The 20,587-nt window shown below is 51.1% G+C and carries 18 protein-coding genes; 2 read left to right on the top strand and 16 right to left on the bottom strand.

Annotated features, from left to right (window positions below; translation table 11 throughout):
* Positions 1-2: 2 nt before the first annotated feature.
* The 4 genes from pssA to trxC all read right to left on the bottom strand — a co-directional run bounded on the left by pssA (position 3) and on the right by trxC (position 5,408).
* Positions 3-1,358, bottom strand: coding sequence for a CDP-diacylglycerol--serine O-phosphatidyltransferase (pssA, locus tag ACF2G4_RS10060; protein ID WP_409075970.1), 1,356 nt, complete (start codon positions 1,356-1,358; stop codon positions 3-5).
* Between the two features lie 117 nt (positions 1,359-1,475).
* The gene (locus tag ACF2G4_RS10055) at positions 1,476-4,133 is read right to left on the bottom strand and encodes a bifunctional acetate--CoA ligase family protein/GNAT family N-acetyltransferase (protein ID WP_332625279.1); all 2,658 of its coding nucleotides are present in this window, start codon (positions 4,131-4,133) and stop codon (positions 1,476-1,478) included.
* A gap of 87 nt (positions 4,134-4,220) precedes the next feature.
* The gene (locus tag ACF2G4_RS10050) at positions 4,221-4,907 is read right to left on the bottom strand and encodes a tRNA-uridine aminocarboxypropyltransferase (protein ID WP_243077362.1); all 687 of its coding nucleotides are present in this window, start codon (positions 4,905-4,907) and stop codon (positions 4,221-4,223) included.
* 81 nt (positions 4,908-4,988) lie between these two features.
* Entirely contained in the window at positions 4,989-5,408 is a 420-nt protein-coding gene (gene trxC, locus ACF2G4_RS10045; protein WP_215845799.1) for a thioredoxin TrxC, read from the bottom strand.
* A 159-nt stretch (positions 5,409-5,567) separates the two neighbouring features.
* Here trxC and ACF2G4_RS10040 point away from each other — a divergent pair, with 159 nt between their 5' ends.
* Positions 5,568-6,797, top strand: a complete 1,230-nt coding sequence (locus tag ACF2G4_RS10040; RefSeq protein WP_243077363.1) for a tRNA/rRNA methyltransferase — start codon at positions 5,568-5,570, stop codon at positions 6,795-6,797.
* 36 nt (positions 6,798-6,833) lie between these two features.
* Here ACF2G4_RS10040 and emrB read toward each other — a convergent pair whose 3' ends face one another.
* The 12 genes from emrB to ACF2G4_RS09980 all read right to left on the bottom strand — a co-directional run bounded on the left by emrB (position 6,834) and on the right by ACF2G4_RS09980 (position 20,059).
* Positions 6,834-8,369, bottom strand: coding sequence for a multidrug efflux MFS transporter permease subunit EmrB (emrB, locus tag ACF2G4_RS10035; RefSeq protein ID WP_215845801.1), 1,536 nt, complete (start codon positions 8,367-8,369; stop codon positions 6,834-6,836).
* A gap of 16 nt (positions 8,370-8,385) precedes the next feature.
* Positions 8,386-9,558 carry a multidrug efflux MFS transporter periplasmic adaptor subunit EmrA gene (gene emrA / locus ACF2G4_RS10030; RefSeq protein ID WP_215845802.1) on the bottom strand — a complete coding sequence of 391 codons (1,173 nt, stop codon included), beginning with the start codon at positions 9,556-9,558 and terminating at the stop codon, positions 8,386-8,388.
* Positions 9,559-9,708: 150 nt separating this feature from the next.
* The gene (gene mprA, locus ACF2G4_RS10025) at positions 9,709-10,239 is read right to left on the bottom strand and encodes a transcriptional repressor MprA (RefSeq protein ID WP_215845803.1); all 531 of its coding nucleotides are present in this window, start codon (positions 10,237-10,239) and stop codon (positions 9,709-9,711) included.
* A 311-nt stretch (positions 10,240-10,550) separates the two neighbouring features.
* A complete protein-coding gene (locus ACF2G4_RS10020) occupies positions 10,551-11,729 on the bottom strand; it encodes an MFS transporter (protein ID WP_409074763.1) in 1,179 nt (392 codons plus the stop codon).
* A gap of 144 nt (positions 11,730-11,873) precedes the next feature.
* Positions 11,874-12,872 carry a glycine betaine/L-proline ABC transporter substrate-binding protein ProX gene (proX, locus tag ACF2G4_RS10015; RefSeq protein WP_215845805.1) on the bottom strand — a complete coding sequence of 333 codons (999 nt, stop codon included), beginning with the start codon at positions 12,870-12,872 and terminating at the stop codon, positions 11,874-11,876.
* Positions 12,873-12,933: 61 nt separating this feature from the next.
* On the bottom strand, positions 12,934-14,109 hold the full coding sequence (gene proW, locus ACF2G4_RS10010) for a glycine betaine/L-proline ABC transporter permease ProW (RefSeq protein ID WP_409074762.1): 1,176 nt from the start codon (positions 14,107-14,109) through the stop codon (positions 12,934-12,936).
* On the bottom strand, positions 14,106-15,302 hold the full coding sequence (proV, locus tag ACF2G4_RS10005) for a glycine betaine/L-proline ABC transporter ATP-binding protein ProV (protein ID WP_409074761.1): 1,197 nt from the start codon (positions 15,300-15,302) through the stop codon (positions 14,106-14,108). The genes proW and proV overlap by 4 nt, the downstream gene beginning before the upstream one ends.
* 388 nt (positions 15,303-15,690) lie before the next feature.
* Positions 15,691-16,650 carry a class 1b ribonucleoside-diphosphate reductase subunit beta gene (gene nrdF, locus ACF2G4_RS10000; protein ID WP_409074760.1) on the bottom strand — a complete coding sequence of 320 codons (960 nt, stop codon included), beginning with the start codon at positions 16,648-16,650 and terminating at the stop codon, positions 15,691-15,693.
* A 23-nt stretch (positions 16,651-16,673) separates the two neighbouring features.
* Entirely contained in the window at positions 16,674-18,812 is a 2,139-nt protein-coding gene (gene nrdE, locus ACF2G4_RS09995) for a class 1b ribonucleoside-diphosphate reductase subunit alpha (protein WP_332625268.1), read from the bottom strand.
* Positions 18,782-19,195 carry a class Ib ribonucleoside-diphosphate reductase assembly flavoprotein NrdI gene (gene nrdI / locus ACF2G4_RS09990; RefSeq protein WP_243077366.1) on the bottom strand — a complete coding sequence of 138 codons (414 nt, stop codon included), beginning with the start codon at positions 19,193-19,195 and terminating at the stop codon, positions 18,782-18,784. Before nrdI ends, nrdE begins: the two co-directional genes overlap by 31 nt.
* 4 nt (positions 19,196-19,199) lie before the next feature.
* Positions 19,200-19,442 (bottom strand): redoxin NrdH, encoded by a 243-nt coding sequence (locus ACF2G4_RS09985; RefSeq protein WP_215845811.1) that lies wholly within the window; start codon positions 19,440-19,442, stop codon positions 19,200-19,202.
* A 299-nt stretch (positions 19,443-19,741) separates the two neighbouring features.
* Positions 19,742-20,059: a DUF883 family protein gene (locus ACF2G4_RS09980; protein ID WP_215845812.1), complete on the bottom strand. Its 318-nt coding sequence runs from the start codon at positions 20,057-20,059 to the stop codon at positions 19,742-19,744.
* Positions 20,060-20,211: 152 nt separating this feature from the next.
* Between ACF2G4_RS09980 and ACF2G4_RS09975 the strand changes: the two genes are divergently transcribed.
* Positions 20,212-20,547, top strand: a complete 336-nt coding sequence (locus ACF2G4_RS09975; RefSeq protein ID WP_031376461.1) for a DUF2002 family protein — start codon at positions 20,212-20,214, stop codon at positions 20,545-20,547.
* Positions 20,548-20,587 lie beyond the last annotated feature (40 nt).

Raw genomic sequence — 20,587 nt, 5'->3', positions numbered from 1 at the left:
GATTATAGAATGCGACTGATCAAACGGTCGATACGGATACGACGCAGGCGGCGGATAAGTTTGCGCACCTTTGCAGGGTAATCGGCAATACTTTCCAGCTCGCGATAATGTTTCACCACAGTCGTATGCTGACGAATCAACGTTAACTCTTTTTCACGTTGCTCCGTAAGCTGTTGCAGCGGATCGTGAATCAATACTGCATTTTCAAGATCGAGTCGCCATGCACGCGGATTAAGGTTATTACCGGTAATCAGCTGCCATTCATCGTCGACCCATATCCCTTTCAGGTGATAGCTGTTTTCGCCATCTTTCCACAATCGCGCAACTAGCTGATCGTTATCCACATAATACTGTAAGCGACTCAAGAAGCGGCGAAGATTAATTTCATAGAGATAAGGCAGAGCGCCGATAATTTTAAACGGCTGATCTTCAGGAATATAGAAATCATTAGCTGTTTTATCGCCAACAATAATCTCAACCTTCTTGCCCTGACGCAGTAAGAGGATGATATTTCTGACCAAAATCGCGGGCATATTAAAGTAAGGCGTGCAAATTACCAGTTTTTGCTCCGCGCAAGGCATCAAATGAAAGATGGTCTTGTTCAGTAAGCTGCGTTTGCCCAATCCCACAAGCGGCGTTACCGTCAGCTCTTCATTATGTCCGTTACCTTCAAACTGATAATTAAAACCGCGCAGATCCTGACGGAACTGGCGAGTTTCGTTTTTAATTTCCGGGCTTGAAGGGCGTTCAGCAAAATCCAGCCGATTTACTGCTTCTGCCTGCTTTATGTTGATATTCATCCATTCAAACATGGTATCAGCCAGCACTGGATTTCGGATTATCTGATAGCGGTCATAACGGTATTTATCATGCTGATGCAGATAGACGTCGTTCAGGCTGGCACCGCTATAAAGCAGCGTATCATCAATGATGAAGCCCTTAAGATGCAGTACACCGAGCGCTTCACGCGTATTTACCGGAATGCCGTAAACGGGAATAGCGATATCCGCATGCTGCGTCGCCATCTCGCAATACCAGTCAGCGTTGGTCAGGCCGCGAGCGGCGCCAATACGTCCACGCTGCGCACGATGCCAGTCAACCAGAATGCTGATATCCAAATGCGGGCGCGCTTGTTTCGCCGCATAGAGTGCATTCATGATAGCGCGACCGCCATCATCATTTTCCAGGTAAAGCGCAACGATGCAAATGCGGGATTGCGCTGCCGCGATCTTCTCCAGCAGCGTCTGACGAAATTCGGCAGGCGAGTAAAGTGTCGACACATCCGCAACGGATTGTGACAGTTTCGGCAGCTGTGCGAGGTGTTGTTGGTGTTTATTACGTTTAAATTTAGACAACATCACAGTGCACTTCTTCTCTGTTCATTGCATGGCCTTTTGCCATCAAATCAGGGTCATAACGATAAATAATAACATCAACGACGCCGATCGGGGCGATTTTTACCTTTCTCTACAAGGTTAGTTGATATCATCCTGCAGCGACAATTTAAGACTGACAATACCGTCATCCAATTGAATATCAACATGAAAGTTGAGTTTTCGCGCCAAAGTAATCATGCCGCGATTATGGGGCATGGTGATACCGTTCAATTGTTGCAGACCGTGATCGCGGGTATAGCGAATCATCTTTTCCAGTAAACGTCGTCCCATGCCAAGGCCTTTCAAATCAGAGCGCACGAGCACCGAAAACTCCGCATCGACATTATCTGCATCAGAAATGGCCCGCGTCACGCCAATAATTTCTGGCTGCCCCTGATGCTGTCGGAGGGCAATAATCGCCATTTCACGGTCATAATCAATCTGCGTCATATTGGCGAGATCGTCATGAGTAAATTCATTGATCTCGCTAAAATAGCGATAATAGAGATCTTCTTTAGTGACCTGTCCAATAAAATCGCGTAGCAGCGGCTCATCCTCAGGCAAAATAGGCCGGAACAGGCAATATTGACCATCTTTTAATTCAACCTGTTCTTCAAGATGCTGAGGATAAGGACGAATGGCCAAGCGCGCTTCATTGTCACCGCTGAAAGGGGCAAGGTTTAGCGTCACGTCGAGCAGGGTAAAGTCATTGCCAGACACCAGCAGCGGATGGATGTCGAGCCGCTGAATCTCCGGGCAATCCACCACAAGGTTAGATACCTGCACCAGCAATTGACTCAAGCCAGCAATATCAAGCGGGTTCAACGCGCTACGGCTGCGAATTTTGCCACTTTTAATCGCCTGAATCACCAGATAACGCGCCAGCGTCATGTTCAGCGGTGGCAGCGCAACGGCAGCTTGTTTATCGGCTTGCCACTCAACGCCACCTTCTCCCAACATGATAATGGGACCAAACAGGGCGTCATGCTCAACAACCACACGCAGTTCTTGTGCTCCCGCGCGATTCGCCATGCTTTGCACTAATAAACCTTCGATACGTGCCTGGGGCAAAGTGTGTTTAACGCGATCAAAAATCGCGTCTGCCGCACCTTGCACCTCTGCAGCGTTACGCAAATAAAGCATCACGCCTTGTACATCTGATTTATGCGCGATATCTGGCGAGCGCAGCTTAAGCGCTACCGGATAACCAATCTGCTCTGCAATGGCCACCGCCGCCGCGCTGTCGCTGGCGATCCATGTAGGTAATGTCGCTAAACCGTATGCGTCTAAGACGGGTTGAACTTCATGCGTATCAAGCGAGGTAATGCCTTTTTCCAACGCTTGAGACAGTAACTGATGTGCCTGCGCGCTATCTTGCGTCAGGCTGGTGGGCAGGGCTGGCGTTTCACGTAACTGCTTTTGATTACGCCGATATTCCACCTGATGCATAAATGCCGTCACCGTACCTTCAGGCGTACGCCAGGTTGGGATCCCTGCTTGGGTAAAAGCACGTCGTGCAGCCTGCGATGAAAACTCACCGCTCCAGTTGGTCAGCAGCGTAACCAGCTTGCCACGCGGATGCTGAGAAATCGCGTTGATCAACTGCTCTGCTGATTCCGTAGCAGGCGCAACGGCGCTAGGTGCATGGATTATCATCAATGCATCAAGATCATGGCTATTCAGCAGAATATTGATGCAGGCAACGTAGCGCTCTGGCGTAGCATCGTCTTTTAAATCCAATGGATTACCGTAGCCGGTCCCTTCTGGTAATACGTCGGCGAGCTGCTGTAGTGTCTCTGCATTCAGCGTCGCTAACTTGCCGTTACGCGCATAAAGTTCATCAAGCGCCAGCGCGGCCGGCGCAGCGCCGTTGCTAACAATCATTAAACGCTCGCCGCGCAGTGGACGCATATGACTCAATGATTCCACGGCTGTGAAGAGTTCATGTGTGTCCTGCACCCGCAGCAATCCGGCGCGTTGAATTGCAGCATCCCAGGCGGCATCCAGCCCGCTGTGGGTGCCGAGTAGCGCTTGTGCCTGCCGGCTGCGGCCACTTTTTATCACTAAAATGGGTTTGTTACGCGATGCACTGCGCGAAGCAGAGACAAAGCGTCGCGCATCACTTAGGTGTTCAAGATAGAGCAGTATGGCGCTGGTTTTGCCGTCGCGAGCGAGGAAGTCGAGCAGATCGTCAACATCAGTATCTAAACTATCGCCTAAAGCGATAAACCAGGAAAATCCCAAGTTACGCTGCTGCGCCCAGTCCAGAATAGTGTTGGAAACGGCAGCGGATTGCGAAATAAACGCGATACGGCCTTTTTCAATCGGTACTGGCGAAAAGCTGGCATTTAAACCTTGCCACGGCGCGAGCAAGCCTAAACTGTTGGGGCCGAGCAAACGGATCTGCCATCGGCTAGCACAGGCTTTAAGCTCTTCTAACTGGCTGGCAGGAGCGGAGAGAATAATGCAGGCTTTGCAGCCTTTTTCACCGAGCTGTTGCAGTAGTTCAAAATTGCGTCGGGCGTGAGTGCAGATCACTGCAAGATCGGGTGCGAAAGGTAAACTGTCGATGGTGGGCCAGGCGAGTACGCCGCTGACCGCTTTGTATTTTGGCGTGACCGGCAGAACCGGGCCGCTAAAGCCGCCCGCCAACAGATTGCGCATCATAAAATACCCGGCACGCCCGGGCTTTACTGAAGCACCAATCACCGCAATCGATTTAGGTCGTAACAGCGCTTCCAGTCCGCGTTGGCTCATCTCGCTCTCCAGAGCTCAGGATTTGCATGATTGTAAACGCTTTTTAGCGACCCTGCCGCCCGGCAGATCGCAAGCTACAGATCTTCTTCAGATTTCTGTTGCCTGGCCAGGATGATGCGGTTTACCGGCTAAGTAGGCGGCGCGGAATTGCTCGAAATGGTTAAGTAGTGCATCGGCTGCGAATCGATCTCCTGCTTGTTCAAGCAGCGCTGCCGCCACTTCGGCGGTACAGTGTTGCCCCTCACCGTGCGCTTCACGCAGGGTATAACGCGACGGTGTGCTGACATTGAGCGACATCACCGGCAACGCATCCAGCCACGGACTTTTGCGGAACATTTTACGCGCTTCGCTCCAGGTACCATCCAGCATAATAAACAGTGGCGGTTTACCGCTCAGCGGCGGGGCAGTTAACACTTCGCGGTCAGGATCAGCATAGGCAGCAGGAAAAACCACCAGCGGTTGATACATGGGATTAGCCACGGCTTGCAGTAATAACGGATCCGGTTCGATGCGCGACCAACCAAAAGCCTGCGTTTCCGGCAGAATATCGGCAATCAAACGCCCGGTATTACTTGGTTTCATCGGTTCCGTATCAAACATCACCAGACAAAAGCGGCTGCGTGCCGTTTGTGGCTGGATTGAGGAGCAGAGGCAGAGTTTTTCTGGCAACAGGCAACCCTGACAGCGCAACACACGGTTACCGCGAGCGAGAAAAGGGCGCGTGGCGCGCGCCAGGCGTTGAGTACGCAGGCGTAATACGGCGTTATCAGACATGATTATTCGGGACAGGAAAAACGTCAGTGTAATCGAAGCGCAACAGAAAAGGAAAAGGCCAGCGTGGCTGGCCTTTGAGGATTAAAGCGATTCGTCGAGCCATTCATTAAACGGCGCTTTTGGCATTGCACCGTTAAGCATGTCAACCATTTCGCCTTTCTTAAACAGCATAATAGTAGGAATGCTGCGAATGCGGAAACGCGCGCTAAGCGCAGGTTCGGCTTCGGTGTTAACTTTAATAAAGCGCACTTGTCCGCTTCGTTCACCGGCAACATCTTTGAATACCGGCGCAAAGTTCACGCAAGGCCCGCACCAAGGGGCCCAAAAATCGACCACAACCGGCAAATCATCTTGCAGATACTTGTCTAGCGTGGCAGCAGTAGCGCTAATCACTTCGCCATTAAATAACGCGGTGCCGCAGCGACCACATGTTGCTCCATCGGCAAGTCGTTCTTGCGGAACGCGATTGGTTGCCTGGCAGGAAGCACATACCGTATTCATAGGAACCTCTGAGGTTGGAACGTGTCAGTCTGGTATTTATTGTCCATTATGAAAGGGGTAACAGAACCGCTCAATTTGGATTTCCCAATAGGTTCAATAGTTGATAGCTAAGCGCCAGCACATCAGGTAATCTTCGCGCTCTCAATGCAGGAGGAACAAATGAACGACGAATTTAAAGGCAAAAGTGGTAAGGTCAAAGTGATGTATGTGCGTGGCGAGGACGATAAAAGTGCACGTGCACCCAATCCTCGTACAGGCAAAGGTGGCCGTCCCGCTGCCCGCCAGGAAGATACTCGTCGTTCTTCTGGTCCCCGCACTGAACGTAATGAAGGCCGCTCTTCAGGTCCACGCAATGACCGTAATGAAGGCCGTTCTTCCGGTCCATATGGTGATCGCAGCGAAGCGCGTCCTTCTGGCCCTCGCAGTGACCGTAATGAAGGCCGCTCTTCAGGCCCGCGCAACGACCGCAACGAAGGTCGCTCTTCAGGTCCACGCAATGACCGTTTCGACGACAGCCGTAAACCACGCGGTGGCGGCGAAGATTCACCTTGGCGTACCATTTCCCGTCCGCCGTCTGCTTCAACTGAAGCAGCAGATGACAAACCCGATCACGGCGGCATCAGCGGTAAAAGTTTTGTCGATCCAGAACAGATTCGCCGTCAGCGTTTAGAAGAGACGCGTGTTTATGGTGAAAACGCCTGTCAGGCGCTGTTCCAGAGCCGCCCGGAAGCGATTGTACGCGCCTGGTTTGTTCAGGAAGTGACGCCGCGTTTCCGTGAAGCGCTGCGCTGGTTAGCAGCAAACCGCAAAGCCTACCATGTAGTAGAAGATGCTGAGATCACCAAAGCTTCAGGCACTGAACATCATGGCGGCGTTTGCTTCCTGATTAAAAAACGCATGGGCATGGCAGTATCAGAGTGGTTGAGCAAAGCCGATGAAAAAGATTGCATCTTAGCGTTGGAAGATGTCAGCAACCCACACAACCTCGGCGGCATTATGCGAAGCTGCGCACACTTCGGTGTGAAAGGTGTGCTGGTGAATGATGCCTCGCTGCTGGAATCGGGTGCGGCTGTTCGCACCGCAGAAGGTGGAGCAGAGCACGTGCAATCCATCAGTGCTTATTCCTTCAACGAAGGACTTGAAGCGTTCCGTAAAGCCGGTTACACCATTGTCACGACGTCAAGCCATGAAGGTACGCCATTGGCGAAGGCTAAATTGCCGGCCAAAATGGTGTTGGTATTGGGCCAAGAGCGCGAAGGCTTGTCGGACAGTGCTTTCCAGCAGGGCGACATGAGTGTGTCAATCGGCGGAACCGGTAACGTTGAAAGCCTCAACGTCTCGGTTGCGACCGGCGTATTGCTCGCCGAATGGTGGCGTCAAAACGCATAAAAAAACGGGCCGAAAGGCCCGTTTTGCTTTTTAGCGTTAGTGCGCACCGCCTCCGCCGCCACCCGCACCAAAAGGTGGACGCGCAAACCAAATCAGCACCAGCAGAATCAAAAATACTCCCGCCGATGCCCAGAAAATCTCGTTTGCCGAGATGATCAATCCCTGATTGGTAATTTGCTGCGCGATATAAGCTGACGCTTGCTGATGTGTCATGCCCATACTTTCCAACTTATCGTACATCTGCTGCGAATTAACATTATACGGCGTTACAGATTCCGACAAATAGCTGTGATGCATGGATTCGCGATCGGTCCACAGGGTAGTGGTAATCGACGTGCCAATCGAGCCCGCTAGCGTTCGGACAAAGTTCGACAGACTTGAGGCTGCCGCCAGGCGATCCGGCGTCAAACCCGACAAAGTAATCGTCGTCAGCGGCATAAAGAAGCACGCTACCGCAAAGCCCTGAATAAACTGCGGCCATGCCGATGCGCCAAAATCCATGCCTGGTTCGAACGTGTAAGCACGCCAGTAAAAACAGACGGCATACATAATAAAGCTGAAGGTCACCAGACGACGCATATCCAGCTTATGGGCAAAGCGGCCAATAATTGGCGACAGGATAACCGGGATAATCCCGACCGGCGCTGACGCCAGTCCTGCCCAGGTTGCCGTGTAGCCATATACCTCCTGCAATAGCTGCGGCAGCAAAACAATTGAGCCGAAGTAGAGCATGTAAGCCAGGCTAATCGACAAACAGCCGATAGTGAAATTACGTGATTTAAACAACGACAAATCGACTATGGGATGGTCGTCAGTCAGCTCCCAAACCAGCAGCACAGCCAAGGCAATCACCGCCACAACGGCTAGCACAATGATCTCCGTTGAGCTAAACCAGTCGAGCTCTTTGCCGCGATCCAGCATCACCTGCAAACAACCAATGCCGACCACCAACAACACTAACCCGACCATATCAATAGGACGTATTTCGGTTTTGGTTTCGCGGCCACGCAAGGTCTGCAGCGTTAACATCACCACCACCGCCCCAATTGGCACGTTAATGAAGAAGATCCAACCCCAATGATAATTGTCACTGATCCAGCCACCGAGAATCGGGCCACAAATAGGGGCCACGATCACCGTCATCGCCCACAGCGACAGCGCGATACTGCGCTTCGCCGGAGGGTAATTACTCAGTAGCAAACTTTGCGACAGCGGAATCAGCGGGCCAGCAACAATGCCTTGAATCACGCGGAAGAAAATCAGCATTTCCAGGCTTTCTGACATGCCGCACGCCCAAGAGGCGATAGCAAACAGGATGGTCGCCCACGTGAACAGCTTCACTTCACCAATGCGTTTTGCCAGCCAGCCGGTAATCGGGATCGAGATAGCGTTTGCCACCCCGAACGAGGTAATGACCCATGTGCCTTGTGAGTTCGAGGCGCCGAGATTACCGGCAATAGTAGGAATAGCCACGTTAGCAATGGTCGAGTCCAGTACCTGCATGAACGTCGCCAGCGACAACGCGATGGTCATTAAGACCAGCGGCATCCCTTCAAGCGGTTTTTGTGCCATTACAGCCTCCGCATCATCATCCGGCGTTGGCGCGGACGATATCGGTGATCAGCTGATTAACCGGCATGAGGTCAATCGCCAGCGCATTACTGCTGTAAGCCGCTTGTTGGCGTACGCTGGTGGCCAGCGCACTGCCGCCCGTCACGCTGGTATCCACTTTCACCAAAGTTGAAAGGCCAATACGCAGCGGGTGTTGAGCAATATCTTGCTGATTCAGCTCGATACGTACCGGCAGACGCTGAACCACTTTGATCCAGTTCCCGGTTGCGTTCTGCGCGGGCAACAGCGAAAAGGCGCTGCCGGTGCCCATATCAAGCCCCACAACTTTGCCGTGATAAACCACTTCATCGCCATAAATATCAGCGACCACGGTGGCGGGCTGGCCGATACGCACGCCTGCCAGCTGAGTCTCTTTAAAGTTGGCATCCACCCACAAATTGGTGGCAGGCACCACTGCCATTAACGGCGTGCTGGTGCTGATCTGTGAACCAACTTGCACGCTACGACGCGAAACATATCCATCCATTGGGCTACGAATATCGGTACGCTGCAACGCCAACCAGGCATCACGTAGCTCTGCGGCGCTCTGTTTTACCGCTGGCTGGTTTTCCAGCGAGGTCTGGAGAATCATCGCCTGATTCGCGTTGTATTGCTGTTCAGCGACATCGAGCTGTGCTTTGGCTGTGGCTACTGCATCACGCGAGTGTTGCAGCTCTTCACGACCAATCAGGTTAGAAGCGCCTAGTGGTTCGCGGCGCTTTAGATCGGCTTCGGCTTGCTGCAAAGCAGTTTGCTGTAGCTTGATGCTGGCTTGGTATTGTTTGCCGTTAATCATCAGCTGATGCGTTTGACGTACGCTGGTGGCTAACGCCGTTTGCGCTTTTTCAAACGCCTGTTCGGCATCAGTTTTATCCAGCGAAACCAGCACATCTCCTTTTTTGACGAAATCAGTGTCGTCGAACCACACTTTATTCACGCTACCTGAAACCTGTGCCATCACCTGCACCTGGTTACCGGCAACATAAGCGTCATCTGTTTCCTGATAGTGACGCAGCACCAAAAACCAATAAACCAGCCACGCAATACCGATCAGCACAAAGATGATCGCCAGCCCTGTTAGCACAACTTTGCGCTTTTTCTTTTTATTTCCAGGCTGTTGCGGGCTTTGTGCTTCTGCCGTTGCACTCATGTCGTTCTCCACGTTTTCCATTTAACCGGGGTGCGGGGATCCCTTCTCGCAGACGCCCGAGTCGAAAAAAGCCAGCGACTGAGCGCTGGCCTGATAAAAAGGGGATTAAAATAACGGTTTCGAAAGGTGATTGTGTCGCACTTCTTGCTATTAGCGCGACAGCGAGGCGATAAGCTGATCTTCGTCCATTTTATCTAAGCGGTTAAGCAACTTACGGGTAATCCCTTCCAGTTGTGACTTCTCATCTACCGACAAAGATGACCACAAATATTGCAGGCTTTGATGCTGTGGCGGCAGAACCTGTCGCAGGAAGTCATTGCCTTTTTCGGTCAGATGCAGGTGCAGGCAACGGCGATCGTGTTCGCTTTCACGACGTTCAATCCAGCCGCGCTTTTCCAGCTCATCGGCAATGCGCGTAGCATTGGTGCGCGACGAGCCCAGCGCTGAGCTGAGTTCTGAGGGTTGGATGCTCTGGTTTTCTTGCGCATCCAGCGTAATCAGCGCCATAAACAAGGTTTCGTTAATTCCCTGCGCCTTGAGCATTTTGTTGCGGTTGTCTAACAGCTTTCCCTGCATGTGCATACACAGGCGCGTCAGAATGATCTCCTGCAACGGGAAATCTTTATGGCGGTTAGCACGGATGTTTAGCATCTGTTCAATGGGAGTAAACGAACTTTCCATTTAAAAAAACCTCACTAATTGCAACTAGTATAATAACTATGGTGACAGAATAATCGTGGTCATATTTTCCGCTGGTGATTGGGAACGATCACACTGTCAACATCGGGTGATTCCAGGTCTATCCCTGACCTTGGGCGCGAAACCCGCGCCCGCTGCGCCAAACAGCGGCAGCATGCGCTATCAAAACGGTGCGAAAGCAAATAATTTCGCGAGAAAAAATAACTTTAGTGAATAGCTTTATGCCTAACAATAACAAAGCCAATCAAATGTGACCAGACACAACCAAAAGTTTGGTGGCGCTTTTACGTTTCCTAAACATTCTCAAAACGGTGTCCTCGCCACCAAATCAAAAGGTTCACTAATGTCATTAAGGCACCTGCAGCACAGACGCCATACCAACCCGCAAGATGGTAAGCATTGGCTGACAAGAGTGAACCGAAGGCACCCCCGATAAAATAGCTGGTCATGTAACCGGCGTTGAGGCGATTACGTGCCTCCGGCTTTTGCGCATAAATTACGCTTTGATTGGTGATGTGAACGGCTTGCACAGCCAGATCGAGCAGCAAAATACCGATAATCAGCGCAGTAAGATAATGTGCTCCCAACGCAATAGCGGCCCACGATGCCAGCATGATCAGTAGGCCAGCGCTGGTCGTCAGTTTTGCTTTGCCTTTATCGGCTAACGCACCCGCCTGACGTGCCGCCAGCGCACCTGCCGCGCCAACCAAACCCAGCAGACCTATCTGGCTTTCCGAAAAATTGTAAGGTGGCGAAGAGATCAGAAATGCCATCGAAGTCCACATTACACTGAAGTTCGCGAAAGAGAGACAACCGGTATAAGCGCGGGTGCGAATCACTCGATTTTCAGCATATAAACGGAAAATGGACCGTAACAGTTGAGGATAATTCAGCGAAACCGATTGCCTGGTCGATGGCAAAAAGCGCCACAAGGCCACGGCCATCAGCGCCATTAAGAGGCTGGCGGTCCAGTAAACGGTACGCCATCCGCCAAACTGCGTTAATAAACCTGCAACAGTTCGCGCCAGCAAAATGCCTAACAACAGGCCGCTCATTACCGTGCCGACAATTTTCCCGCGCCGATCTGGATCGGCCAACGTGGCGGCCAGCGGCACCAGAATTTGTGCGACGACCGAAAACAGGCCAGTAATCAGCGTACCGAGCAGTAACAAGGCAAACGAAGAGGAGAAGGCCGTGATCACCATGCCGCCTGCGGCCAGCAAACTCATGACAACGATCAGTCCGCGCCGCTCCAGCATGTCGCCCAGCGGAACCAGCAGCAGTAATCCGCAGGCATAGCCGAGTTGTGCGACTGTCACGATAAATCCCGCTAGATTGACTGAGAGATCAAACTGTTGAGCGATGGTATGAAGCAGAGGCTGCACATAATAATTGCTAGCTACCGACAAACCTGTAGCGATCGACATCAGCAGGACTAATGCAGGCGTTAAGCGCTGGCGGGAAGCATTCATTGAGGGGAACGGTGGGTAATAATCATAATGAGTTAATAGTAACTCAAAAAACTATTTCAATGTTGTGTTAATTAACAGGACATACCAGTGGAAAAAAGATCAAAAAAGGGCGGAAAGTTCCGCCCTTGATCGTTGTGTGGCTTTTTATTTAGCAGCAGCCTGGGCATCGGTTACCCATTTATCAAATTCAGCCTGATGGCCTTTGATCCAACCATCAACGTGACCATTGATAGCATCTTCAGAAGATTGTCCATCGTGCATAGCAGCATTTTCTGCGTTGATATCGGCCAGCGGCAGTTTCATTTCGGAGAACAGTTTCGCGGCGGCTGGGTTTTTCTCAGCCCAGGCTTTGTTTGCCACGATATGCATGGTGTTCACCGGGAAGCCGTAGTTTGAGCCATTCGGTAACTTGGTATCGACATTTTTCTGTTCACCCGGCATGGATGAAAAAGGCACCTGTAACCACACCACGTCACGGCCTGGTTTTAATACATCGCTGACCCAATACGGTGTCCAGGTATAATAGAGAACCGGTTTACCCTGCTTGAAGCGCGTGATGGTGTCGGCAATCATCGCAGAGTAATTACCTTGGTTGTGCTCCACCGTATTGCTCAGGCCGAAAGCATTGATCTGATGATTGATGACCGCTTCGCAGCCCCAGCCCGGTGTGCAGCCGGTCATATCGGCTTTGCCGTCACCATTGGTATCGAAAAGCTTGGCAATCTTCGGATCTTTCAACTGCTCAATATTTGTAATGTGGTGCTGTTCAGCCGTTTTCTTGTCAATCAGGTAGCCTTGCGCGGCACCTGTAACATAAGTTCCTGCCCGATAAAATTTTGCATCGCCGCCAGCCGCTTTATACATATCATCATGCAGCGGTTTCCAGTTGGTCGCGATGAATGTGGCATCGCCCGCAGCAATGGTGGTGTAGCCAACGTTGTAATCGACTTCACTCGGTTTTTCGACGGTGTAACCCAGTTTTTCTAACGCACGGCTAACCAGCAGTGTCTGAAAAGTCTCTTCAGAAATGGTGCTTTGAACCGGTTTAACTGTAATGCCTTTGCCTGGCAGGTCGGCAGCGGAGACGTGTGAAACGGCGAAAGTCGTTAACACGGCGGCGAGCAGAGGAGCTGTCTTGCGCATAGTCATTCCTTATTTTTAGGTGTCGCTTCAAGGCTGGCGGCACAGCGTGCCGCCCGAAAAATCATTTTTTGCGGAAAGGGGATAAAAGCAGGCCAATCGGGCCAGAGTAATACCAGTGGCGATTGCCACGGCTGCGGCTATCGCGGCCCATTGATTGCGTGAGTCGGTCAAGAATAATGGCGAGGATCACGATGCCCACGCCGCCAACAGTGGCGAGGCCCATATCAAGACGACCAATACCGCGTAATACCATCTGTCCCAAGCCGCCCACGGCGATCATCGACGCGATAACCACCATTGACAGCGCCAGCATCAGTGTCTGGTTGACACCCGCCATGATGGTTGGCATCGCCAGCGGTAACTGTACTTTGAACAACATTTGACGCGGGCTGGCACCAAAAGATTCGCTCGCTTCGATCAGATCGGCAGGCACCTGTTTAATGCCAAGGATGGTCAGGCGCACAATGGGCGGCAAAGCAAAGATAATGGTCACCACGACGCCAGGCACGTTACCGATACCGAACAACATTACAATCGGCACCAGATAAACGAAGGCGGGTGTGGTTTGCATCGCATCCAGCAGCGGACGCACAATACGTCCCGCACGTTCACTGCGCGCTAACCAAATCCCCAACGGCAATCCAATAAGGATACAGAACAGCAGCGCGGTTAAGACCAGCGCCAACGTCACCATCGCTTGTGACCATGCACCAATCGCACCAATCAAAATCAGTGAAATCAGCGTGGCGATTCCCATTGCCGGCGTGGCAATTTGCCAGGCGATGAGTGCAAACAGCACAATCGCGACAGGCGCAGGCATACCCATCAGCATCTGCTGGAACGCGCTAAGAATGTAATCAATCGGTACGCGAATGCCTTGGAACAGCGGACGGAAATGGGTCACTACCCAATCAATCCCTTCAGTTACCCAATGATCGAGCGGAATCCATGTCTTATGAAACGGGTCCATCAGGTTGAAATGCTCGGGCTGCGGCGCAGGCGCGCTGTTTAACCAGTCGCTGCTGCTGGCTGCGGCATCATGCCCACCGCTGCTGCCTGAAGCACCCCATGCATCAGCGCCGCCTCCATCGCTTGGTGTTGCAGCATTGCTGCTGTCGGCAGGCGATGTAGCACTGCTTGGAGTTGACCAGGGATCGCTGCTTTGATCGGCTGCTGGTGGGGGTGTTTGTGCGGGTGTGCTGGCAGCATCCCACGGATTGCTTGCATCTTTACTCATTGCTGGGCTCCTTCACGATCTAAAGCGCGTAATAGCATGCTCTTTGAAATGATACCGACGTACTGATTCTCTTCTCCGATAACCGGTACGGCGCAAGGCGCCTGAGCCACATGCGAGAGCAAATCATTTAGCGAGGTATCCGCAGGAACCGCAGCAGGAAGCGAGAGCAGGGCGCTGTCGAGGCCTTCTCCCGCCGCTAAAGCCGCTTTAAGTGAATCGGTTGAAACAACGCCGACAAATTTCTGTTTTTCCAGTACGTAGCCATATTCACGATCTTCATCTTGCAGCAATTTAATGGCGGAACGAGGACCAAAACCAGCCGCTTTGCGAATTAACGCGCCAGCGCTGCGACGAGCAATATCTTTGGCGCTGAAAACATGGCTAATATCCACGCCGCGGAAGAAGGTGCGCACATAATCATTGGCCGGATTATTGAGGATTTCATCCGGTGTTCCCACCTGAACCACTTCACCGCCTTGCATAATGGCAATGCGATCGCCAATACGCATCGCTTCATCAAGATCGTGGGAAATAAACACAATGGTACGCTGATGTTTAGCCTGTAATTTTACCAGCTCATCCTGCATCTCGGTGCGAATAAGCGGATCAAGTGCAGAGAAGGCCTCATCCATTAATAATATGTCAGGATTGATCGCTAAGGCGCGGGCTAATCCAACGCGTTGACGCATACCACCAGAAAGTTCATCGGGGTAAGCATGTGCATAATTTTCCAGGCCAACCTGACGTAACGCATCTAACGCTTTTTCCTGACGTTCAACAACATCAACACCCGCTAATTCCATGCCAAAAGCAGTATTATTTAGCACGTTCATATGTGGCATGAGCGCGAATGACTGGAATACCATGCTGATCTTATTTCTGCGCACTTTACGCAGTTCGCTGTCCGATATTTTGGCAATATCGACACCATCAATGATGACCTGGCCGCGAGTGGGCTCTATCAGACGATTGAGAAGGCGAACCATGGTCGATTTTCCTGAGCCGGATAACCCCATGATGACGAATATCTCGCCTTCTTCAATGGCCAGACTGGCATTTTTAACCCCGAGAGATAAACCGGTTTTCTCGAGAATAACGTCCTTTCCTTCTCCCTTTTCTATGTATTTAAAGGCGCGTTCTGGATTGTCGCCAAATATCTTATAGAGATTTTTTACTTCGAGTTTAATTGCCATGCAGTAATACAATCCTGGTTAAATTTTTTAATATCAAACTGCTTTCCCGATGAAATTTAAGCAGGCCATACCGTAGCATACTCAGATTATCTGACAACCCTGAGTCAGATATTGGCGCGCCCTGAAAGCGTGTCAATGGCGAATATTCCTAGTGCCTGTAAGGGATGCGGCTAGATTATTTTTTTTGAAATCGCAAAGCGAATTTAATCCTGTTTCAGCCTGTTTGGTTGTGAAAGCGGCTAAAAGAGAGGCCGTATTGCAGCGGAATGGGCGGTGAAATGATGATTTAATTGAACGGATATATTAAAAAAAATAGAGTGGGATTTTCCGAATGAATGCGGGGTGTAATGCAGAATTATTCGGGCCTAAAGTGGCCCGAATGCGGGAATTAGAAGTTCCAGTCTTCGTCTTCGGTTTCTACCGCTTTTCCCATTACGTACGAAGAACCTGAACCCGAGAAAAAGTCGTGGTTTTCGTCTGCGTTAGGTGAAAGTGCAGAAAGAATTGCTGGGTTAACCGTGGTCAACTCCGCCGGAAATAACGCTTCATAGCCAAGGTTCATCAACGCCTTGTTGGCGTTGTAATGCAGGAAGGTTTTGACTTCATCAGCCCAGCCCACATCGGCATACAGCGCGTCGGTGTAGGCTACCTCATTTTCATACAACGCCAGTAGCAGATCGTAAGCAAACTGTTGCAGCTCTTCGCGGCGGCCTTCATCGACATTTTCTAAAGCTTTTTGGAACTTATAACCGATGTAATAACCGTGTACGGCTTCATCACGAATGATCAGGCGAATCAAATCGGCGGTATTGGTGAGTTTACCGCGGCTCGACCAATACATTGGCAGCCAGAAACCGGAGTAGAAAAGAAATGATTCCAGAAACACGCTGGCGATTTTCTTCTTTAGCGGATCATCGGCACGATAATGCTCAAGGATGATACGCGCCTTGTTTTGCAGCGGTTCATTTTGTTCGCTCCACGCGTAAGCGGCATCCACATCATTGGTATTGCATAACGTCGAAAAAATGGAGCTGTAGGAGCGTGCATGTACCGCTTCCATAAAGCTGATGTTCGACAGTACCGCCTCTTCATGCGGCGTTATCGCATCATCCATTAGCCCCGGCGCACCTATCACGTTTTGAATGGTGTCGAGTAGCGTCAGGCCAGTAAACACCCGGATCGTCAGCTGCTGCTGCTGCTTATCCAGCGACTGCCAGGCGGGCAGGTCGTTGGACAGTGGCACTTTTTCTGGCAGCCAAAAGTTACTGGTCAGGCGGTTCCACACCTCAAGATCTTTATCGTCCTGAATGCGGTTCCAGTTAATCGCTTGAATTTGTTTTAGTTTCATAATTTTCAGTTCAATAGTTTTCATCACAACGCACAAGAAACGCAGCCTTGAACCTCTGTGCCTTGAAGCGCCATTTGACGAAGTCGTATGTAATACAGCGTCTTGATGCCTTTCTTCCACGCATAGATCTGGGCTTTATTGATGTCGCGCGTGGTGACGTCATCGCGGAAAAACAGCGTCAATGACAAGCCTTGGTCAACATGTTGCGTCGCTTCAGCGTAAGTATCGATAATCGCTTCCGGGCCAATCTGATAAGCGTCCTGATACAGGTCGAGATTGTCATTAGTCATAAACGGCGCGGGGTAATAAACACGGCCCGTTTTGCCCTCTTTACGAATCTCGATGCGCGACACGATAGGGTGAATGCTGGAGGTTGCATGGTTGATGTATGAAATCGAACCGGTTGGCGGAATCGCCTGCAGGTTTTGATTGTACAAACCGTGTTTCATAACTGCGTCACGTAGCGCCAGCCAATCGGCATGCGTCGGTAACGTCAAGCCAGCCTCTGCAAACAGCTGTGTCACGCGTTCGGTACGCGGCAACCATTCGCGCTGCAAATATTTATCAAAGTAGCTGCCATCGGCGTATTTCGACGCGGTAAAACCCTCAAACGTTTGCTGATGCTCTTCCGCCAAATGGTTCGAGGTACGCAGCGCATAATAGGTGACGCAATAGAAATAAAGATTGGTGAAATCCAGCGCTTCAGGTGAACCGTAGGCGATGCCTTCACGCGCCAGGTAACCGTGCAGATTCATCTGCCCTAAACCAATGGCATGTGATCGACGATTCCCTTCGGCGACCGAAGGCACCGAATCGATCTGGCTCATCATCGACACCGACGTCAGCGCGCGCACGGCGACATCCACTGTGCGTGCCAAATCGTGGGAATCCATCGCATGCGCAATGTTCAATGAACCGAGATTGCAGGAGATATCTTTACCGATGCGGCGATAACCGAGATCGTCATTGAATTCGCTGGCGCTGTTGACCTGCAAAATCTCAGAACAGAGATTGCTCATGTTGATGCGACCGGCAATCGGGTTGCTGCGGTTTACGCTGTCTTCAAACATGATGTAGGGATAACCCGATTCAAACTGGATTTCAGCCAGCGTCTGGAAGAAGTCGCGGGGTTGAATATAGGTTTTACGGATGCGATCGTCCGCCAGCATTTCGTCATACTTCTCACTGATGCTGATATCACCAAATGCCTGGCCATAAATGCGCTCAACGTCATACGGTGAAAACAGTGCCATCGGGCGGTTTTCTTTCGCCAGTTGGAAAGTGATGTCGGGGATAACGACACCAAGCGACAAGGTTTTAATGCGGATCTTTTCATCAGCATTTTCACGTTTTGTATCAAGGAAACGGAAAATGTCGGGATGGTGCGCGTTGAGCCAAACTGCACCCGCGCCCTGACGTGCACCCAACTGGTTAGCATAAGAAAACGCATCTTCAAGCATTTTCATTACCGGAATCACGCCGGAAGATTGGTTTTCAATACGCTTGATGGGGGCACCCGCTTCACGCAGGTTGGACAACAGAAAAGCCACGCCGCCGCCGCGCTTCGAAAGTTGCAGCGCAGAGTTCACCGCCCGGCCAATCGACTCCATATTGTCTTCAATACGCAGCAGGAAACAGGAAACCAGTTCGCCGCGCTGTTGTTTGCCACAGTTTAGAAACGTCGGTGTTGCAGGTTGGAAACGGCCGCTGAGGATCTCTTCCAGCAGCGCACGCGCCAGCACTTCATCACCCTGCGCCAGCGTCAGCGCCACCATGCAAGCACGCTGTTCAAAGGTTTCCAGATAGCGTTTGCCATCGAAGCTTTTCAGCGTGTAGCTGGTGTAATACTTCCAGGCGCCGAGAAAAGTTTTGAACTCAAAACCCCAGGCATCGGCTTCGTCGTGGATAGCACACAAGAAAGTGAAATCGTATTGATTAAGCACATCTGCTTCGTAGTAACCTTCCGCCACCAGGTAGCGCAAACGCTCAGCGGCCGAATCAAAGGCGAGCGTGTTGGGTTGAACGTGCTGCAGGAAAAACTGGCGCGTCGCTTCATGATCTTTGTCGAACTGGATACGGCCATCGGCATCGTACAAATTCAGCATGGCATTGAGCGAATGATAATCCAGCGTCAGATTATTGAGGGTGTCTGTTGTTGCCAAAATTGGGTTACTCCCGCTTTTACATTAGCGATATCTTCGGGGGTTCCCATCAATTCAAATCGGTAGAGACGGGGAACCTGGCATTTCTTCGCAATGATGTCGCCCGCAAGGCAGTATCCTTCGCCGAAGTTGCGGTTACCGGCAGCAATGACGCCGCGAATACCGCGTCGGTTAGCTTCATCATTGAGAAACTGAATGACCTGCCTGGGTACAGCGCCACGGCTGCTCCCACCGCCATAGCTGGGCACCACCAGAATATAAGGCTGGTCGATGTGCAGCTGTTGTTTTGCGTCAAGCGGAATGCGGCGGGCGGGCAAGCCCAGTCGGGTCACGAATCGATGGGTGTTTTCCGACTGGCTGGAAAAATAGACCAGTGGGAACATGACGTTATCCGCCGACAGCGGCAAGCTGACGGAGGCTGGCAATTTTATCGGGACGGAAACCGCTCCAGTGATCGTCATCCGCCATAACCACTGGAACCTGGCGATAACCCAGCGATTTTAGGTTGTCGATAGCCTCGGGTTGGCTATCGAGATTGATCAACTGATAATCGATGCCGTTACGATCCATGGCATTTTTAGTGGCATTACACTGGACACAATTGTTTTTGGTGTAAATAATAATGCGCATGATTCGTATTCCTCTCTGTAAAGGGTTCAGGTCGCGAGATACGAAGCAAATACCGTTTGCTTTGGGCTTCGTCCTTGCTGACATCTTGTGTCGTGCTGATGAGTTAAATACTAGATGTAGTGTTTGTGGAGATCAAGCGCACTATATATAGGGATTTGAGATTTGCACTGCCAGAAAGCGGCTAACGCCAGCTACCATGCGCCTTTCGCATTTAAAAAATTATTTTGTAAAGAGAGAAGGTCAAAAAACAGGCATAAAAAAGCCCCGCAAAATGCGAGGCTTAGTCAATACTTCAGGTGTTAGCGGCGAGAAACCAGCAGCGCACCCAGCACGATACCTACTGCTGCACCGATACCTACGCCATGCCACGGTTTGTCATGCACGTAAGCGTCAACCTGATAGCCTGCGTCGCGTGCGACCTGGGATACGCGATTTCCGCTGCCATTGAGTTTAGCGCGCGTTTGCTTAAGCAGTGTCTCTGCCTGGCTGCGGGCGTTGGTCACTTCATCTTTTGCATCGCTGCCGTAAGATTTCAGCAATGCTTCGAGTGAATCTGCGAGCTCGTTCACATCCTGATTAATATCAATGTCATCGTTTTTGCTGGTTCGATTAAACATTTTTTGGCTCCCTTTGATTTAAAACGTAATACTGAGTGTAGACGACCTTTTGCTAAACGAGACGCGAGAGTGGCCTTTAGGGAAAATTCCGAACGCCAGGTCTGTCATGCTGTTGTAAGGTTGCGAGGCTTTTGAAGAGGAGAGAATTAAGCATGTATTTACGACCAGATGAGGTAGCGCGCGTACTGGAAAAAGCGGGTTTCGAAGTGGATGAAATCACGCCACGCGCGTACGGATATCGTCGTGGTGACAACTACGTTTATGTTAATCGCGAAGCGCGAATGGGGCGCACGGCGCTGGTCATTCATCCGACGCTAAAAGAGAAAAGCCAACCTTTTGCTGAACCGGCATCAGAAATGAAAACCTGTGATCATTACACCCAATTTCCGCTCTATCTGGCGGGTGATTCGCAGGAACATTATGGTATTCCTCATGGTTTCAGTTCACGCATGGCGCTTGAACGCTACCTGCAAAGTGTTTTTGGCTAACGCATCAGGCCCCGCCGCGACGGGGCTCTGACCCGCCTGC

Source organism: Pantoea phytostimulans, assembly GCF_046118715.1.
Classification (GTDB): domain Bacteria; phylum Pseudomonadota; class Gammaproteobacteria; order Enterobacterales; family Enterobacteriaceae; genus Pantoea; species Pantoea phytostimulans.
The sequence above is the reverse complement of the archived record's forward strand: the minus strand, read 5'-3'. Positions and strand labels throughout refer to the sequence as shown.

Excerpts from the sequence above, each read along its gene's own strand:
- pssA (WP_409075970.1), bottom strand. The coding sequence starts at position 1,358 with ATGTTGTCTAAATTTAAACGTAATAAACACCAACAACACCTCGCACAG.
- ACF2G4_RS10055 (WP_332625279.1), bottom strand. The coding sequence starts at position 4,133 with ATGAGCCAACGCGGACTGGAAGCGCTGTTACGACCTAAATCGATTGCG.
- ACF2G4_RS10050 (WP_243077362.1), bottom strand. The coding sequence starts at position 4,907 with ATGTCTGATAACGCCGTATTACGCCTGCGTACTCAACGCCTGGCGCGC.
- trxC (WP_215845799.1), bottom strand. The coding sequence starts at position 5,408 with ATGAATACGGTATGTGCTTCCTGCCAGGCAACCAATCGCGTTCCGCAA.
- ACF2G4_RS10040 (WP_243077363.1), top strand. The coding sequence starts at position 5,568 with ATGAACGACGAATTTAAAGGCAAAAGTGGTAAGGTCAAAGTGATGTAT.
- emrB (WP_215845801.1), bottom strand. The coding sequence starts at position 8,369 with ATGGCACAAAAACCGCTTGAAGGGATGCCGCTGGTCTTAATGACCATC.
- emrA (WP_215845802.1), bottom strand. The coding sequence starts at position 9,558 with ATGAGTGCAACGGCAGAAGCACAAAGCCCGCAACAGCCTGGAAATAAA.
- mprA (WP_215845803.1), bottom strand. The coding sequence starts at position 10,239 with ATGGAAAGTTCGTTTACTCCCATTGAACAGATGCTAAACATCCGTGCT.
- ACF2G4_RS10020 (WP_409074763.1), bottom strand. The coding sequence starts at position 11,729 with ATGAATGCTTCCCGCCAGCGCTTAACGCCTGCATTAGTCCTGCTGATG.
- proX (WP_215845805.1), bottom strand. The coding sequence starts at position 12,872 with ATGCGCAAGACAGCTCCTCTGCTCGCCGCCGTGTTAACGACTTTCGCC.
- proW (WP_409074762.1), bottom strand. The coding sequence starts at position 14,109 with ATGAGTAAAGATGCAAGCAATCCGTGGGATGCTGCCAGCACACCCGCA.
- proV (WP_409074761.1), bottom strand. The coding sequence starts at position 15,302 with ATGGCAATTAAACTCGAAGTAAAAAATCTCTATAAGATATTTGGCGAC.
- nrdF (WP_409074760.1), bottom strand. The coding sequence starts at position 16,650 with ATGAAACTAAAACAAATTCAAGCGATTAACTGGAACCGCATTCAGGAC.
- nrdI (WP_243077366.1), bottom strand. The coding sequence starts at position 19,195 with ATGTTCCCACTGGTCTATTTTTCCAGCCAGTCGGAAAACACCCATCGA.
- ACF2G4_RS09985 (WP_215845811.1), bottom strand. The coding sequence starts at position 19,442 with ATGCGCATTATTATTTACACCAAAAACAATTGTGTCCAGTGTAATGCC.
- ACF2G4_RS09980 (WP_215845812.1), bottom strand. The coding sequence starts at position 20,059 with ATGTTTAATCGAACCAGCAAAAACGATGACATTGATATTAATCAGGAT.
- ACF2G4_RS09975 (WP_031376461.1), top strand. The coding sequence starts at position 20,212 with ATGTATTTACGACCAGATGAGGTAGCGCGCGTACTGGAAAAAGCGGGT.